This window comes from Rhodococcus sp. NPDC056743 (assembly GCF_042790355.1).
Classification (GTDB): domain Bacteria; phylum Actinomycetota; class Actinomycetes; order Mycobacteriales; family Mycobacteriaceae; genus Rhodococcus_F.
On the sequence record NZ_JBHTZI010000003.1, the window covers coordinates 226814 to 239816 of the forward strand.

The following is a 13003-nucleotide window of genomic DNA, read 5'->3' on the forward strand; positions in this document are numbered from 1 at the left end:
GGACTCCACCTTTCGGTTGAGAAACACGTTATAAAAATGTGGCGCGAATCACCGCGCAGACCAGTAACGAAAAAGGGGAAAGACATGATCAACGGCCAGGAAAACGCTTTGCTCGGTGCCTTCTTCGACACCATCCTGCAGCTGTTCAATGCGGGCAGCACCGGCACCGGCTCGACGAATGGTGGCGGCGTCGCCTAGGGGCGCATTCGTGCCCTTGTGCGAAACTTCGCGCAGGGGCACGGCTCTCGCCCCCACTCTCTGCGGGGGCGACCACACCGCCGCCCCGCTTAGACCAGGAGCAAATCCATGATCGCCGCACCAACAACCGGCGCTTTGGCCGTCGTCATGAACACCGTCCTGCAGATGTTCAACGCGGGCAGCAGCTTCCTCTTCACCAATAACGCACCGATCGGGGGTGGGGGCGAAGTACCCCCGGCAACCACGCCCTGATTGCCCCACTCGCTCGGACCGCAACGTCGCAGACAGGAATCATCGTGATCAACTCGCCGTACACCCAGGGCAGCCTGGTCATCGACTTCGGCTCTCTCGCAAGCGCACTCGGTCTCGGCAGCGCCGGCCCTATCGTCTCGTTCGGCAGCGCCGGAAGTATTGAATTCAGTAGCGTCGGCGGATCTTGACAGACCTCACCGTCTCGCCCGCACATCTTTATCCACTCGCGAACCAGAAAGCAGGTCTTCCTGTGCCCACAATTCCGCTTACCGGCGACCCCGTTGTCATCAACATCATTGTCCAGCTCTTCAGCGCGGGCAGCAGCAATGCGCTTGCCTTGGGCGGCGTCGGGAGCAGCGGCCTCGGTAGCACCGGGCTCGGTAGCTTCGACTCGGCGAGCCTCGGTAGCGCCGCGTAACAGCTGACCGGCGGCGGTTTTCGATCTGCGCCAGACGGTGCGATGGGTCTGCCTCTGCGTGAACTGCTCCCCGAAATTGGGACTGAAAAGAATCAGTTCCAGCTTCCGGGGAGCAGTTCCGTACAGGCGGCTTCTTGTGTACCAGTGAAGAATCTCAGGTCGAGTAGTCTCGCAGCGTAAAAACGAACCCGACGGCGATCGCAACGACCGCCAGGATGTACACCACAATCCGCAACGACGCCGGGCCGACAAAACTCACGGTAGTCGCTGCACCTAGAGCCACAATGATCATTACGACGCCGTAAGCCGGTGTGCGTTCCGGATGCTCCCCGTGTCGATGCTGTGAATTCTCCACTACTTCACTGTGCGCCACAGTGGTTGGCAGACGCAATGGTGCGGGTTTTGTCAGTGTGAGTACAACTGTGTCTCGAGTGCTGGATTCGCATGGACGGATTCGAGGCGGGAGAGGTCGGCGGACACGACAATCGTGTCCACGTCGTCGATCCCGGTTGCAGCGCACGAGGTTTGATTCGCGGGCCACCAGAAGTTCGGAGTGTGCATCCGGGTGGCGGGCTGTGAGGGCCCCAGCCGGCCCAGAAGAGTCCACCGTGTGCGTCGTCGAAATGCTCGTACACGATATCGACGAGTTCCGTTGGTAGTGATCCCATTTCCGGCGAGCTATCGAAGATGCCGTCGATTGTGGCAGTCGGATCCGGTGGCCTGGTGCTTTCGGGAAACCATGCCCCGACGATCTCGGAAAAATGCGTTCCGACAGTTATCTCCGTGCCGACAGCTGCGGCGATCTGCGCCCATGTCACGGCCCGAGGTTTGCCGTCGTAGTCGAGATAGGCCGGGTGCAGGATCCGTAGGACATGCGGATAGCGGTCCGCCATCCAGCGACTTCTCGGTTCTGCGTCGGGGTAGGGGTAGGGGTAGGGCGCGAGCCATGTCGCGCTATCGGGCGACGGATCGCCGATCCAGCCTAGGCGTGGGGACATGCTGCGTTCATATCAGGAGCAGACTTGCTGAAACGTTGTGGCGTCCGGTCGTACTCGATAGCGCTTCTCTTTTCCATCGGCTTCGAAAACAGCCGAGGTTTCCGATAATTTGGTCATCGTGCCCTTCTGGTACGGATCGTCCCAGCCTGAGGGGGAGTTGTTCGGCCGGGCATCAGAACTGACCGCTTCCCAGTACTTTCCTGCGAACTTGGCTTCTCGCGCACCGCAGTGGGTGTACATCTTGTAGCTGTAAGCCGTCCCGATTTCAACCTTGTCCGAGGATGGCTCCGACGGTGCTCCGCACCCAGTTGTACACGCTGCGACCAGCATTGCCATGCATAGCCAGCGCGTTGCCGAAAGCCTTGTCATGCATCGACAGTAGCGTTTCGGTTGGCGTATTCGATCGAAATCCTAGATCTCGAATATCAGCGTGAAGCGGCCTTCTGAAGTCCACACCCCCGCGGCCACGCGGCCTGCATCCAGGGGAACCAGCGCCTCGAGGTCGCCCTCTTCGCGGAAGTCGATCAGCAAACTGGCCCGCACTGGCTCGCCAAGGCTCCCGTTCGTCACTACGAGCGAGTCCTCCATGGCATAGACAGCAATTCGCTCCTCATCGATCCAGCACGCCGCTAGACCGATACCGATCTCGGCGGCCAGGTCATCGGCTGAGAGCCGACCGATTTCGTCCATCGAGGGCCACGCCAAAACGCGCGCCGTTTCGGGATCATCTGGGTACGGAGTGACGAGCAACCGGGTGCCGGACGGATTGAAACCTGCGATTACCGGGTCTTGCCCGCAGAGGATTTCATCGACCCGAAGAGACCCGCCGATGACCTCGACCCGTTGTGCAACACAGCCATCCTGACCCATCGGAAACTCGATCACGACAACGAGTTCAGTCGGGTGCGGAATGATGAAGGCAGTCGCGCCGTCGGCGTCAATGGTGGCCTCGTCCACTACGTCACCAGTGGCCGGGTTGATGAGAAGAACGCGGTGCGTTTCCTCCGCCGGTGCGGTGGCGATCAGGAGGTCACCCACAAAAGCTGCTGCGTCGCAGTTCACATCCGCGACTGTCACTGCGGCTTCGGGTGAACCGGTGGCTGCGACTGTACCGGTGGCTCCGCCGAGGATCAGCAGGTTCGAGCCGTCAGATACTGCAAGATGTTCGAGCCCACGTGCGGCCAGCACACGGGATGCTTCATGCTCGAGTGCTGCAATCTCTTCGAGTTGGTCGTCTAATAGTCGGACAATGCCATCTCGGTACTGGACGAACTGGCGATGTCCCTCAACGGTTCCGGCATCGACGAGCGACAACTGGCCGTCAATCATTGCTATTGCATTCGTTCGCGCTGGCATGCCACAAGTATCTACTGTTCCCTGCCGGCTCGAATCGATCCGTGGAGGTTTACTTCGCGCATCCGAGTGTTGTGCCACTATCGGCTAATGGCGGTGCGATGGTACGACAGTGAACGACTGGACCGGTGGTACTTCACAGTGGCGTCGGTCTTGCTGATCGTCATGATCGGCCCTTCCCAAGTCGGCGCGGTGACGTCGTCACCCTCAGCGTGGGATTGGGTTGAATTCGGGATCTGGGTGGTCGCTGCTGTCGGGTCGGTCGTTTTTGCGATTCGGTATTGGCGAAATCGAAACAAGCCAACGCAGAGCAGTTTTGCCGGCTCAATCGATCCCGCCGGAGTTCCGGTTGCCGACGTGCAATCAGCTGTGTCATCGCACACGCAGCGGATCGCCGCCATCAAAATGCTACGCGAGCAGCATCGTGGACTAGGGCTGAAAGACGCCGCGGATCTGGTCGACACAGAGTTACGTCGCCGCGAGCCAGGGGATATGTAAGCGATTCGGCATCCAGAAACACTTCACAGATGTGAATGTAACGCGTGATACATTCTGAAATGTGAACACCGAATCATCCGTGAGTTGGCGGATAGTCCTGATCAAGATTGCTGCCGAGCCGACGCGCCATCGCGTGGCAGTGTGGCGAGAACTTCGCAAAGTGGGAGCTTTGTCGATCGGGCAAGGCACCTGGGCCGTGCCCAACGTTCCGGCATTCGCTGCCGGTGTCGACCGTGCAAAAGAACTTGTCGACCGCGCATCCGGTGAGATCGTTTTCCTCAACGCAACCGGTGCGAGCGACGAAGACAACTCGCGTTTCGCCGCACTGTTCACCGCGGCTCGCGAGGAAGACTGGGTCGAATTCCTGTCGGACTGCGCAAAATACGAGGCCGAGCTCGACAAGGAGATCCGTATCAAGAAATTCACACTTGCAGAACTCGAGGAGGAGGAGCAGAGCCTGGACAGGCTTCGTCGTTGGCATCGAGACTTGAAGGCGCGCGACGTATTCGGCGCGAACAATGCCGCAAGCGCGACCGCGGCGCTCCAGCAGTGCACCCTGCGGTTCGAGGACTATTCGGAGCGAGTGATCAACGCACTGCATTCCCCCGATGGCAACGACGACGGCGACCGATCATGAGTGACAACAAGGAACAGGTCGAAGGGGAGCGATGGCAGATGTGGCCGCTCTACGCGGCGGGATTCACGACGGCGTTCGGAGCTCATGCCGTTGCCGCGAACCTTGTGTTCGATCTCGACGATCTTGCGAGTTCCCTGCTTTATCTGGGTCTGCTGCTGGCTCTGTACGACGGAGCCGAAGTCCTGCTCAAACCCGTGTTCGGGACGCTCGCGGACCGGATCGGTGCCAAGCCGGTTCTGCTCGGTGGGCTCGTCGCATTTGCTGCAGCATCGTTGCTGTTTGTTCTTGTCGCAGATACGGATTGGTTGTGGTTGGCGCGCTTGGGTCAAGGCGCGGCAGCATCGGCATTCTCGCCGGCTGCAAGTTCGTCGGTCGCCAGATTGACTCGAAAAGGCAAACACGGCAGTGCATTCGGAACCTACGGGTTCTACAAGAGCCTCGGCTACACACTGGGCCCATTGCTGGGCGGCGTGATCGTCTGGGCTGGCGGCCTCACACTTCTGTTTGCAGTCATGACCGTTCTGGCCCTGGTTGTCGCCATCTGGGCGCAGGTCTCGGTGCCGACACTGCCGCCGCTACCTCGGGCGCGGCAAACCGTCGTCGATCTGGCTCGACGCCTGAGCGATCGTCAGTTCCTCGGTCCCACCGCAGCTCTTGCGGCGTCGACCGCCGCATTGTCGGTAGGCGTGGGGTTTCTCCCGGTTGCCGGCGTTGACGCCGGACTTGGGCCGATAGCGACTGGTGCGGCCGTATCAGTGCTGGCGTTGTGTGCGGCATTTGCTCAACCACGAACAGGACGTGCGCTCGACGCGGGAAAAATCACCGTGCAGCGAGGTGTGGCCTGCGGATTGGTCGTCACGGCTGCCGGTCTGGCGCTTGCCATGATTCCGGGATTGGTCGGAATCCTCACCGCGGCAGTTGCTGTCGGCATCGGCACCGGCATCATCACGCCCTTGGGTTTTGCCGCACTCGCGGCATCGACGCCCGAGGAACGGATGGGGCAGACGATGGGTGCAGCCGAATTGGGCCGCGAACTCGGCGACGCAGGTGGTCCGCTGATCGTTGCGGGCGTGGCGGCCGTCGCAACACTGACAGCGGGGTTCGGTGTACTTGCCGTGATAACTCTGTTGATCGGTGCCGATTCCGCACGTCAACGCGCGGTCCGCTCAACCCAATAGGATTCGGTCTCATGAATGCAGTCATCGACTACACATCGCCCGGACCGTTGACAGGTATCGGCGGAGTCGATTCGCTCACGCTGGATCCGCTTCTCGCCGATCCGACGGGCATTTGCCGAGCAGTCCCTCACTTGGTGATCCAGCCCAGCGATGCGCAGTCTCTGAATCTGTCCGTCGATCGATTCGACGAAAACCAGATCCGCCCGGCGAGCGTTCTGTTCGAGCGGTTACTCGCACTCGATCCGGCTCCGGTGACCATTGCCCGGGAACCAGGCAAACGCGTCGTCGGGACGTGTCGGCATTTTGCCGTGATCAGTTGTGCGTTGCTGCGTCACCGCGGTATTGCCGCTCGTGTCCGCTGTGGTTTCGCGACGTACTTCCAGTCAGGTCAGGGCGTCGACCATTGGATTACCGAGTATTGGGACGGGGATAGCGAGCGTTGGATTCGGATCGACTCGGAGATTCTCGGGCAGAACGTACTTTCTCACGCTCACGACCTTCGAGCTGGCGAGTTTCTCAGTGGCGGCGAGGCGTGGGTTGCTTATCGGCGCGGCGAGATCGACGCGTCCCAGTTCGGGGTTTACGGAACACAAAACTGGGGGCCGGCCGAAATTCGCGGTAATGCCGTGAAGGATCTTGCCGCGATGAACAAGGTCGAAATGCTGCCGTGGGATGAGTGGGGTCGCATGACCGACGCCTACGACGGAAAGACCGGTGTGGAGTACGACCTGCTGCTCGACGAGATTGCCGAAGTGTGCGCCGGCGATAATCCTGTCGCCGTTCGTGCACTGTACGAACACAAGGATTTGCATGTGCCAGAGAATCTCATCTGCTGATGATGCTCACCATTGCACCCTTGGGAATCCATCGCTCGCTTGTACCCGAATCATATGGGCGACAGTCGATGACGTGATGGACAGGACCATGGCAGAGATCATGACCAGCCAGAGTCCCCAGCCGACTGACGGTCCGATGATTCTTCCCGCGATCTCGGTACCGCGTTGAAGGATGCAGGCGGCGTTGCCGACAGCAACGATCAACACTGCGATTCCCACCAGGGGGCCGATGTAGTGGTTTTTCACCTCCGGGGTGACACCCCTCCAGAGAAGCGGAGTCAATGCAAAAGCCGCACTGATTCCGAGGACCAACGTGATCACGCCGCATTCGCTGATTCCAGTCCGCTCCAATGCGAGGAACGACGTCCACGGACCGATACTGCCGATCATGATGCCGGCGCACGAGAGCGCTGCCGCGATCAGATTCGGCCTGAAATGAGCAGGCATCGGCATCTGGGGTGCCCGCGGTCCCATCCCGAACGGCTGCTGTTCATACGGCTGATGTACCCCGATAGTCACTGGGTGGACCGACTTTCTCTCGCACCGTTGTTGCTCGTGACGAGCTTCTTTCGGAGTCTAGAGACCAGCCGTTATGTTGTGACCGATTCGGCGATATTCGATTGAAGTTGCCCGAGCTGTCAGCCCAAAGCAACGGGAAGGAGGCCTCGCGGAGTCTCCTGAACTATCTGATTCAGCGCTGATGTCAGAGTCGGAAATGTGAACTGGAAGCCGGTGTCGGAGAGAACACCCGGGGCGACCCAGCGACTCTTGAGAACGAGTTCGGCTTCCGTGCCTATGACGCGTGCGCCTACTTTCAGCATCCAGTCGGGCGTCGGCAAGCCCCGTGCTCGACCCAGGGACGTTCGCACCTCACGCATCAGCACGTCATTGGTCACTGCATCGGGCGAGGCGACGTTGACTGGTCCGGATATTTCCTGGTGCTCGTAGATGTGAATGATGGAGCGAACGAGATCGTGGACGTGAACCCAGCTGAACATCTGCCGACCGTCGCCCATTCTTCCGCCGAAGCCTAGACGGGCCAGATTGATGAACGGATTGATCGCCCCGCCGCCGGCACCGAGCACGATCGACATCCGAAGTGCCACTTTGCGAATGGGTGTCGGTGACTCGAACAGCGCTTGTTCCCAGGCCCGCGCGACCGCCACGGAGAATCCCGACCCCAGCTCGCCGGTGCTCTCATCCATCGGTCGGTCATGGGCGTCGCGATAGATCGTGCCGGTACTGGCATTGATCCAGAGTGACGGCGGCTGTGGTGTTCGGCCCAACGCCCGACCGAGCAGTGCGGTCGTTTCCACCCGAGATGAGAAGATCTCATCCGCATTGTTCTTGTTGTAGCGACAGCTCACCGAGCGTCCGGCGAGATTGACAACCAGATCAGCTCCGTCCAGAACATCCACGACGCTTTGCCTATCGGACCACACGCCATCGCACGAGTTGCCTCGCCCAATTGTCCGCACATTGATTCCGCTCGTTTCCAGCGATTGTCGAAGGAACTGTCCGATATAGCCGGACGCACCGCAAATGACGACGTTGTTCATGGTGCTCATCGCACGGTCTCCTCTTCTCGCGCAGTGACTTTGGTCATCAGTACGGCGATGTCGCCGACCAAGCTCCTGGCCACTGGCAACCGCGCGAGTTTGACCGCTTTCGCGACGACGGGGACAAGGCCGTCGACCAGCGTGCGGGTGCGGCGCTGTCCGGGAGACGAATCGGTGACCCAATGCAACGTCACACCCATGTAGGTGAGCCACAGGAGTGTGGGGAGCTGATTCTCCAATGACGACGGTGTCCGCTGGCGGGAGGCAACCAGAGCCTCGCGCATCAGGTCGATCGCCATTGCTCGGGCATTGGCGGACTCGGCGGAAAACGGGCTGGATTTTGATGTGGTTGGCAGCGCACTTTGCAGGAATGCGCCGCCGAAGCCGTGATAGGGCGTCATGACATCGAGTCCCGAGTGCAGAACAATCCTCAGGTTCTCCGCGAGTGAGCCACCCTCGCGTAGCAGCGGAAGCGCCTGATCGCGGTGATCGCGCTGGACGACCAGATACAGCTCGAGAACAAGTTTGTCCTTGCTGGCGAAGTAGTAATAGGCGTTGCCGAGAGAGACACCGGCCTCGCTTGCGATCCGGCGCATCGTGGTCGACTGGAAGCCATCGTCGCGAAAAAGTCGCAAGGCGGTTTCTACCAGCTTCTCGCGCGTCTGCGCTCCGCGATCACTCATCACGCCTCCTGTTTTTGAACGTGTTCAAATTGAGCGTACACCTCAAAGTTGAACGTGTTCAATTTCAGACGGGTGGTTATGGTGAATGCGCGAAATCCAGGGCTTCCCTGATCCAGGCGTTGAACTCCACAGTGGAACTGGTGCCCGTGCGATCGACCTCGATCCAACCTTTGCTCATCGGTTTTCCGCGCATGTCAGGCCAGTTCGCACCCTTGTGCAGCAGCAGTTCGTCGACGCGTTCCGGCGCGCACCGAATCAAGAGGTTGCCGTGAGAGTTCGCTGCGACCGCCAACTGTTCGCTGACCATGAAACTCAGCCCGCCGAACATCTTCACCTCGGTGACGTCGTTCTCGTCCGCTAGTGCATCGCGGATCCGGTCTGCCAGTGCTTTGTCGTATGCCATGCGACCATCCCTCGACGTTGATATCGCGTTCCCGGTGCGGATACGTCTGACAAGCGTGACATGCGATGGCCGAGAAGCGTTACGAATGAGCAGGCTCTGCTGCCGTGAAGAAGTCGACGAGTGAATACGGCGCGCGGTCGCCCAGGCAGAGCCCCAGGACCAGGTCTGCGTCCGCGGCCTCCGACTGGCTGCGGGAGAACATCTCGGATTCGTAGCCCGCGAGTGCCACTTCGAGGTTGTCCGGGTGCGTGGCGATCGCCTTCCCGAGCTCAGCGCCGTCGAACATTGCCAAGTTTGCGCCTTCTCCGGACGGTGCCATCAAGTGCGCAGCGTCACCGAGGAGCGTCACACCCGGAACGCGGTCCCATTCGTGATCATTCGGGAGCGCATAGATCGGGCGCGAGATCGGTGCGGTTTCACCCGCGAGGATCAGAGCGGTGAGTTCTGGTGCCCACCCGTCGAATTCGGCCGCGACGCGAGCAATCGATGTGGCTGCCTCGGTAAAGTCGATATCCGCAATCCACTCGGCGGGCCGGTTCAGTTGAACGTACGTATGAATGACGCCGCCGGCCTCGCGGTGCGCGGTGATTCCCTTGCCTGGTGCGAGTGCATACATAGCGCCATCGCCGACTATGTCGGCTGTTGCGGGGTGCCGTTCGTCAACGTCGTGGAGATATGTCTCGATGAACACGGTGCCGACGTACTCGGGTTTGCTGCCGGATAGAAGCGGTCGTATCTTCGACCACGCGCCGTCGGCCCCCACGAGCAGGCCGGTGATAACGGTTGCGCCGTCGTCGAAGGTGAGTTCGTGTCGGCCGTCGTCGAGAGAAACGGCGCTGGACACTTTCCGTCCCCACTCGATTGTCCCGTCAGGTAGTGAGTCGAGCAGGATCCGGCGAAGATCTCCGCGAAGGACCTCGGGACGTCCGCCTGTGCCGTCGTCCGGTTCGTCGAGCAGTACCGTGCCGCGCTGGTCGAGTATCCGCGAAGCCGCGCCGCCCTCGTGAATGATCGCGCGGAACTGGTCGGTGAGGCCGGCCGCCGCGAGCGCGAGTTGCCCGTTGTTTTCATGGATGTCGAGCTGGCCTCCCTGCGTGCGGGCTTCTGCGGAGGGCTCCGACTCGTAGATCGTTGCGGGGATGCCGTGGAGGTAGAGGACGCGTGCGAGGGTGAGGCCGCCGAGGCCTGCACCGATGATCGTTACTGATGCTGTCATGGCCTTGATTCCTTTCAGGGAGATTGGAACGTTGTTCCATAAGCAATCTTGGAACAACGTTCCAGATCTGTCAAGATGGACAGATGGATTCAAAGTCACAGCGGACCGAACGACGCACGGATGCACTGTCGAAAGAGCGAATCGTCGAGACCGCGATCGAGATTCTCGACAGCGAGGGCGAGAGCGCGCTGACATTCCGCGCGTTGGCATCTCGACTGGCAACCGGTAGCGGCGCGATCTACTGGCACGTGGCAAACAAGAACGAACTGCTTGCAGCGACGACCACCGCCGTCATCACGCGCGTCATGGCCGACGTTGCACCAGGGGCGACGCCGCGGGAAACCATACGCGCAACCGCTCTCGATGTCTTCGACGCGATCGACGCGCACCCCTGGGTCGGCACCCAACTCTCACGCGAGCCGTGGCAGTCCGCAGTGCTGCAGATTTTCGAAGGCGTTGGCCGGCAACTCCAAGAGTTGGGCGTCCCGGAATCCGCGCAGTTCGACTGCGCCTCCGCCCTGGTGAACTACGTACTCGGCCTGGCGGGACAGTACGCGGCGGGTGCACGCCTTCACACACGCGAGACGGATCGATCGGCCTTCCTTGCGACAATCGCCGCCGGATGGGAGCAACTCGACTCGGCTGATTACCCGTTCCTGCGTCAGGTGACAGCTCAGTTGCGCGACCATGACGACCGTCAGCAATTTCTTGCAGGGATCGATCTCATCCTGGCCGGAATCGCAACCGTTCGATAGATGGCCGTCTGCCTGGATGCTCGATCTCTCGCGATGTTGATACGACGCTTCGAAGCCGCCGGAAGGCCGGATTAGCTTCGGGCTACAAGCAATTCGGCAATCCTCGCGACAAGGTCGAGCGGAATCGGCTTGTTCAGCGGAAACTTCGCGGTCGCTTTGGCTGATCGATACGGGTCGATGGCCTTCTCGAATTCGGCATCGCCCTCGGGGAGTGGGTACATCGAAATGTGGTGTTTCCATCCGGCAAAATGCACAACACTTTTGCCGCCGACAGTGATGGTCGGCATCTGGTAGCTGATGGTCTCGCCGGCACCGGGAACTGCTTTGTGGATTGTTTGCCTGACGCTCTCGAGGACAGTTTGCACCTCGGCCGGGAACGACGCGATGTACTGGTCGATCGTCTCGAATTTCGCGGGGCCCGAACTGCCTGCTCGCTCTGTGGTCACGAGTCGAACATAGCGTCATCTGACCTTGTCGACAGCCCATTCGCCGTCAGGTTGATAACCACTGAACCGCCGATTGGCCTGGTGATCGCGCAGTTTGGTGCCTCTATACGGTACTCGCGGGGGTTGCTGGTAGTTGTGTCCGTTGCGTTGCTGGTGGGATGCGGTACGCCGAGCAACAACGAGAAAGACGCTGCAGCAACGACGTCGCGGGTGAATGTGCCCGGTTTAGTGGAACCGTCGTGCCTGGCCGACAATCTTCTGGGATTTTCCGATCTGCCGCAGACTGCAGCGCCGGCACCTGAACCGCGGCCTATTCCGGCCGACTTTGCGCCTGTCCGCGTAGTCACGTGTGAGGGTGATTGGAATGCCGGCGTCGTCGAGCACTCGGTGTCGTGGGTCGAGGAACGGCGTGAGGGCGATATGGGCGCCGTCGTCGATACAAGTGGGAGGCGATCAATGCCATCCGGGAGCTACCGATCACCGAACGGATTGTCCACCTCGTCCCCGTTTCGTCGACGATTGAAGCTCGGTTCGTCACCCCGGAGTGACGGCATCTGCGGACATACTTGGGCGGGCGCCAAGCGCCGGGTCGCCGACTAGTTGTGATCCGGTTGCCAGAAGTTGGGCCTGGAACCGTCTATGTCGGCGAAGCCGTACTCTGCTCCGAGTTCACCCGAACTGACAGATCGCTGATTCCATCGGGCCCGGTTCGGATCGGCAGCGAGAGCGGCCACCGCGCGTCCGACAAATCTCGGAGACTCCGAGCGAGCAAAATCCGGTGGCGCAGTGGGGCCATCCCGATCGGGCAATAGTGCGTCGCGCCAATTCGATTCTGTGACACCAAAATTGTCGAGCATCATCTCCGATCGCAGGAAGCCCGGAGTGACGGCAACGGCGGTACATCCGAACCGGGCCAGTTCATGGCCCTGTGAATATGCGAGGCGGTTCACCGACACCTTTGCCAAGTCGTAAAACACCGAGATGCGATAGTTCGAGGCGTTGTATTCGGTAGTGCCATCGGTTATCTCGACGACCAAGCCACCGGGTCGGTCGATCATGATCGGCAAGAGATGATGCGATGTGGTGATGTGGGTATCAACCGCCAGACGCAAGATGTGAAAGCCCTTGTCCAGATCATGTTCCCATAGCGGCGTGTTCCACTCCGCTGGTCCACCTTTGAGTAGTTCCGCGCCCCAGATGTCGTTGACCAAGATGTCGATATGGCCGTAGTCGGTGCGTAGTCTCGCGGCGAGATCAGCCACCTGAGTGCTTTTGAGGTGATCGACGGCAATCGAAACTCCGAGCCCGCCTGATTCGGTGACAAGTGCAGCCGTCTCTTCGATGGTTTCGTTACGCGGATAGTCCGACCGAAGGATGCCGGTAGATGTGCTCCGACCAGTGCAGATGACGGTTGCGCCGGCTTCGCCCAAAGCTGCGGCTATGCCGCGTCCGGCGCCCCGTGTTGCCCCGGCAACGACAGCTACACGCCCGCGTAGGGCATCTGGTTGAGGTGTCCACGCCATTGTCCGATTCTGCTCGCGGACGTTGTCTCGTTCAAGACCTCGAAGCAAGA

The 13003-nt window shown here is 60.4% G+C and carries 19 protein-coding genes; 9 read left to right on the forward strand and 10 right to left on the reverse strand.

Features of this window, described 5'->3' with window-relative positions:
- Window positions 1-306: 306 nt before the first annotated feature.
- From ACFRFQ_RS08505 to ACFRFQ_RS08515, 3 genes are all read left to right on the forward strand, one after another.
- Window positions 307-450 carry a hypothetical protein gene (locus ACFRFQ_RS08505; RefSeq protein ID WP_378655622.1) on the forward strand — a complete coding sequence of 48 codons (144 nt, stop codon included), beginning with the start codon at window positions 307-309 and terminating at the stop codon, window positions 448-450.
- 44 nt (window positions 451-494) lie between these two features.
- A complete protein-coding gene (locus ACFRFQ_RS08510; RefSeq protein WP_185993206.1) occupies window positions 495-638 on the forward strand; it encodes a hypothetical protein in 144 nt (47 codons plus the stop codon).
- 62 nt (window positions 639-700) lie between these two features.
- Window positions 701-868, forward strand: a complete 168-nt coding sequence (locus tag ACFRFQ_RS08515) for a hypothetical protein (RefSeq protein WP_185993207.1) — start codon at window positions 701-703, stop codon at window positions 866-868.
- Window positions 869-1022: 154 nt separating this feature from the next.
- Here the strand turns inward: ACFRFQ_RS08515 and ACFRFQ_RS08520 are convergent, their stop codons facing one another.
- The 3 genes from ACFRFQ_RS08520 to ACFRFQ_RS08530 all read right to left on the reverse strand — a co-directional run bounded on the left by ACFRFQ_RS08520 (window position 1023) and on the right by ACFRFQ_RS08530 (window position 3222).
- A complete protein-coding gene (locus tag ACFRFQ_RS08520; RefSeq protein WP_378655625.1) occupies window positions 1023-1223 on the reverse strand; it encodes a hypothetical protein in 201 nt (66 codons plus the stop codon).
- Window positions 1224-1227: 4 nt separating this feature from the next.
- Window positions 1228-1866 carry a hypothetical protein gene (locus ACFRFQ_RS08525; RefSeq protein WP_378655628.1) on the reverse strand — a complete coding sequence of 213 codons (639 nt, stop codon included), beginning with the start codon at window positions 1864-1866 and terminating at the stop codon, window positions 1228-1230.
- Between the two features lie 411 nt (window positions 1867-2277).
- Complete coding sequence (locus tag ACFRFQ_RS08530; RefSeq protein ID WP_378655631.1) at window positions 2278-3222, reverse strand: hypothetical protein; 945 nt, start codon at window positions 3220-3222, stop codon at window positions 2278-2280.
- A gap of 87 nt (window positions 3223-3309) precedes the next feature.
- Here ACFRFQ_RS08530 and ACFRFQ_RS08535 point away from each other — a divergent pair, with 87 nt between their 5' ends.
- The 4 genes from ACFRFQ_RS08535 to ACFRFQ_RS08550 all read left to right on the forward strand — a co-directional run bounded on the left by ACFRFQ_RS08535 (window position 3310) and on the right by ACFRFQ_RS08550 (window position 6368).
- Complete coding sequence (locus tag ACFRFQ_RS08535; protein ID WP_378655634.1) at window positions 3310-3717, forward strand: hypothetical protein; 408 nt, start codon at window positions 3310-3312, stop codon at window positions 3715-3717.
- Window positions 3718-3778: 61 nt separating this feature from the next.
- Window positions 3779-4354: a Chromate resistance protein ChrB gene (locus tag ACFRFQ_RS08540; RefSeq protein ID WP_378655636.1), complete on the forward strand. Its 576-nt coding sequence runs from the start codon at window positions 3779-3781 to the stop codon at window positions 4352-4354.
- Window positions 4351-5532 carry an MFS transporter gene (locus ACFRFQ_RS08545; RefSeq protein ID WP_378655639.1) on the forward strand — a complete coding sequence of 394 codons (1182 nt, stop codon included), beginning with the start codon at window positions 4351-4353 and terminating at the stop codon, window positions 5530-5532. Before ACFRFQ_RS08540 ends, ACFRFQ_RS08545 begins: the two co-directional genes overlap by 4 nt.
- An 11-nt stretch (window positions 5533-5543) precedes the next feature.
- The gene (locus ACFRFQ_RS08550; protein WP_378655642.1) at window positions 5544-6368 is read left to right on the forward strand and encodes a transglutaminase domain-containing protein; all 825 of its coding nucleotides are present in this window, start codon (window positions 5544-5546) and stop codon (window positions 6366-6368) included.
- Between the two features lie 6 nt (window positions 6369-6374).
- On the opposite strand, the gene ACFRFQ_RS08555 is transcribed toward ACFRFQ_RS08550, so the two are convergent.
- The 5 genes from ACFRFQ_RS08555 to ACFRFQ_RS08575 all read right to left on the reverse strand — a co-directional run bounded on the left by ACFRFQ_RS08555 (window position 6375) and on the right by ACFRFQ_RS08575 (window position 10229).
- On the reverse strand, window positions 6375-6815 hold the full coding sequence (locus ACFRFQ_RS08555; protein ID WP_378655644.1) for a hypothetical protein: 441 nt from the start codon (window positions 6813-6815) through the stop codon (window positions 6375-6377).
- Between the two features lie 191 nt (window positions 6816-7006).
- Window positions 7007-7936, reverse strand: coding sequence for a TIGR01777 family oxidoreductase (locus ACFRFQ_RS08560; protein ID WP_378655647.1), 930 nt, complete (start codon window positions 7934-7936; stop codon window positions 7007-7009).
- Complete coding sequence (locus ACFRFQ_RS08565; protein ID WP_378655650.1) at window positions 7933-8610, reverse strand: TetR family transcriptional regulator; 678 nt, start codon at window positions 8608-8610, stop codon at window positions 7933-7935. The genes ACFRFQ_RS08560 and ACFRFQ_RS08565 overlap by 4 nt, the downstream gene beginning before the upstream one ends.
- 76 nt (window positions 8611-8686) lie before the next feature.
- Complete coding sequence (locus ACFRFQ_RS08570) at window positions 8687-9013, reverse strand: TfoX/Sxy family protein (protein WP_378655652.1); 327 nt, start codon at window positions 9011-9013, stop codon at window positions 8687-8689.
- Window positions 9014-9092: 79 nt separating this feature from the next.
- Window positions 9093-10229 carry an FAD-dependent oxidoreductase gene (locus ACFRFQ_RS08575; RefSeq protein ID WP_378655654.1) on the reverse strand — a complete coding sequence of 379 codons (1137 nt, stop codon included), beginning with the start codon at window positions 10227-10229 and terminating at the stop codon, window positions 9093-9095.
- An 83-nt stretch (window positions 10230-10312) separates the two neighbouring features.
- Here ACFRFQ_RS08575 and ACFRFQ_RS08580 point away from each other — a divergent pair, with 83 nt between their 5' ends.
- Window positions 10313-10984, forward strand: coding sequence for a TetR/AcrR family transcriptional regulator C-terminal domain-containing protein (locus ACFRFQ_RS08580; RefSeq protein ID WP_378655657.1), 672 nt, complete (start codon window positions 10313-10315; stop codon window positions 10982-10984).
- A 71-nt stretch (window positions 10985-11055) separates the two neighbouring features.
- Here ACFRFQ_RS08580 and ACFRFQ_RS08585 read toward each other — a convergent pair whose 3' ends face one another.
- Complete coding sequence (locus tag ACFRFQ_RS08585) at window positions 11056-11430, reverse strand: iron chaperone (protein ID WP_378655659.1); 375 nt, start codon at window positions 11428-11430, stop codon at window positions 11056-11058.
- A 135-nt stretch (window positions 11431-11565) separates the two neighbouring features.
- On the opposite strand from ACFRFQ_RS08585, the gene ACFRFQ_RS08590 reads away from it, so the two are divergent.
- Window positions 11566-12030, forward strand: a complete 465-nt coding sequence (locus tag ACFRFQ_RS08590) for a hypothetical protein (protein WP_378655662.1) — start codon at window positions 11566-11568, stop codon at window positions 12028-12030.
- On the opposite strand, the gene ACFRFQ_RS08595 is transcribed toward ACFRFQ_RS08590, so the two are convergent.
- A complete protein-coding gene (locus tag ACFRFQ_RS08595; protein ID WP_378655664.1) occupies window positions 12027-12953 on the reverse strand; it encodes an SDR family oxidoreductase in 927 nt (308 codons plus the stop codon). The genes ACFRFQ_RS08590 and ACFRFQ_RS08595 overlap by 4 nt on opposite strands.
- Window positions 12954-13003: the final 50 nt, after the last annotated feature.

What these genes read in the sequence shown, in the direction of transcription:
- ACFRFQ_RS08505 (WP_378655622.1), top strand. Translation starts at nt 307, where the DNA reads ATGATCGCCGCACCAACAACCGGCGCTTTGGCCGTCGTCATGAACACC.
- ACFRFQ_RS08525 (WP_378655628.1), bottom strand. Translation starts at nt 1,866, where the DNA reads ATGTCCCCACGCCTAGGCTGGATCGGCGATCCGTCGCCCGATAGCGCG.
- ACFRFQ_RS08530 (WP_378655631.1), bottom strand. Translation starts at nt 3,222, where the DNA reads ATGCCAGCGCGAACGAATGCAATAGCAATGATTGACGGCCAGTTGTCG.
- ACFRFQ_RS08535 (WP_378655634.1), top strand. Translation starts at nt 3,310, where the DNA reads ATGGCGGTGCGATGGTACGACAGTGAACGACTGGACCGGTGGTACTTC.
- ACFRFQ_RS08545 (WP_378655639.1), top strand. Translation starts at nt 4,351, where the DNA reads ATGAGTGACAACAAGGAACAGGTCGAAGGGGAGCGATGGCAGATGTGG.
- ACFRFQ_RS08550 (WP_378655642.1), top strand. Translation starts at nt 5,544, where the DNA reads ATGAATGCAGTCATCGACTACACATCGCCCGGACCGTTGACAGGTATC.
- ACFRFQ_RS08555 (WP_378655644.1), bottom strand. Translation starts at nt 6,815, where the DNA reads ATGCCTGCTCATTTCAGGCCGAATCTGATCGCGGCAGCGCTCTCGTGC.
- ACFRFQ_RS08560 (WP_378655647.1), bottom strand. Translation starts at nt 7,936, where the DNA reads ATGAGCACCATGAACAACGTCGTCATTTGCGGTGCGTCCGGCTATATC.
- ACFRFQ_RS08565 (WP_378655650.1), bottom strand. Translation starts at nt 8,610, where the DNA reads ATGAGTGATCGCGGAGCGCAGACGCGCGAGAAGCTGGTAGAAACCGCC.
- ACFRFQ_RS08570 (WP_378655652.1), bottom strand. Translation starts at nt 9,013, where the DNA reads ATGGCATACGACAAAGCACTGGCAGACCGGATCCGCGATGCACTAGCG.
- ACFRFQ_RS08575 (WP_378655654.1), bottom strand. Translation starts at nt 10,229, where the DNA reads ATGACAGCATCAGTAACGATCATCGGTGCAGGCCTCGGCGGCCTCACC.
- ACFRFQ_RS08580 (WP_378655657.1), top strand. Translation starts at nt 10,313, where the DNA reads ATGGATTCAAAGTCACAGCGGACCGAACGACGCACGGATGCACTGTCG.
- ACFRFQ_RS08595 (WP_378655664.1), bottom strand. Translation starts at nt 12,953, where the DNA reads ATGGCGTGGACACCTCAACCAGATGCCCTACGCGGGCGTGTAGCTGTC.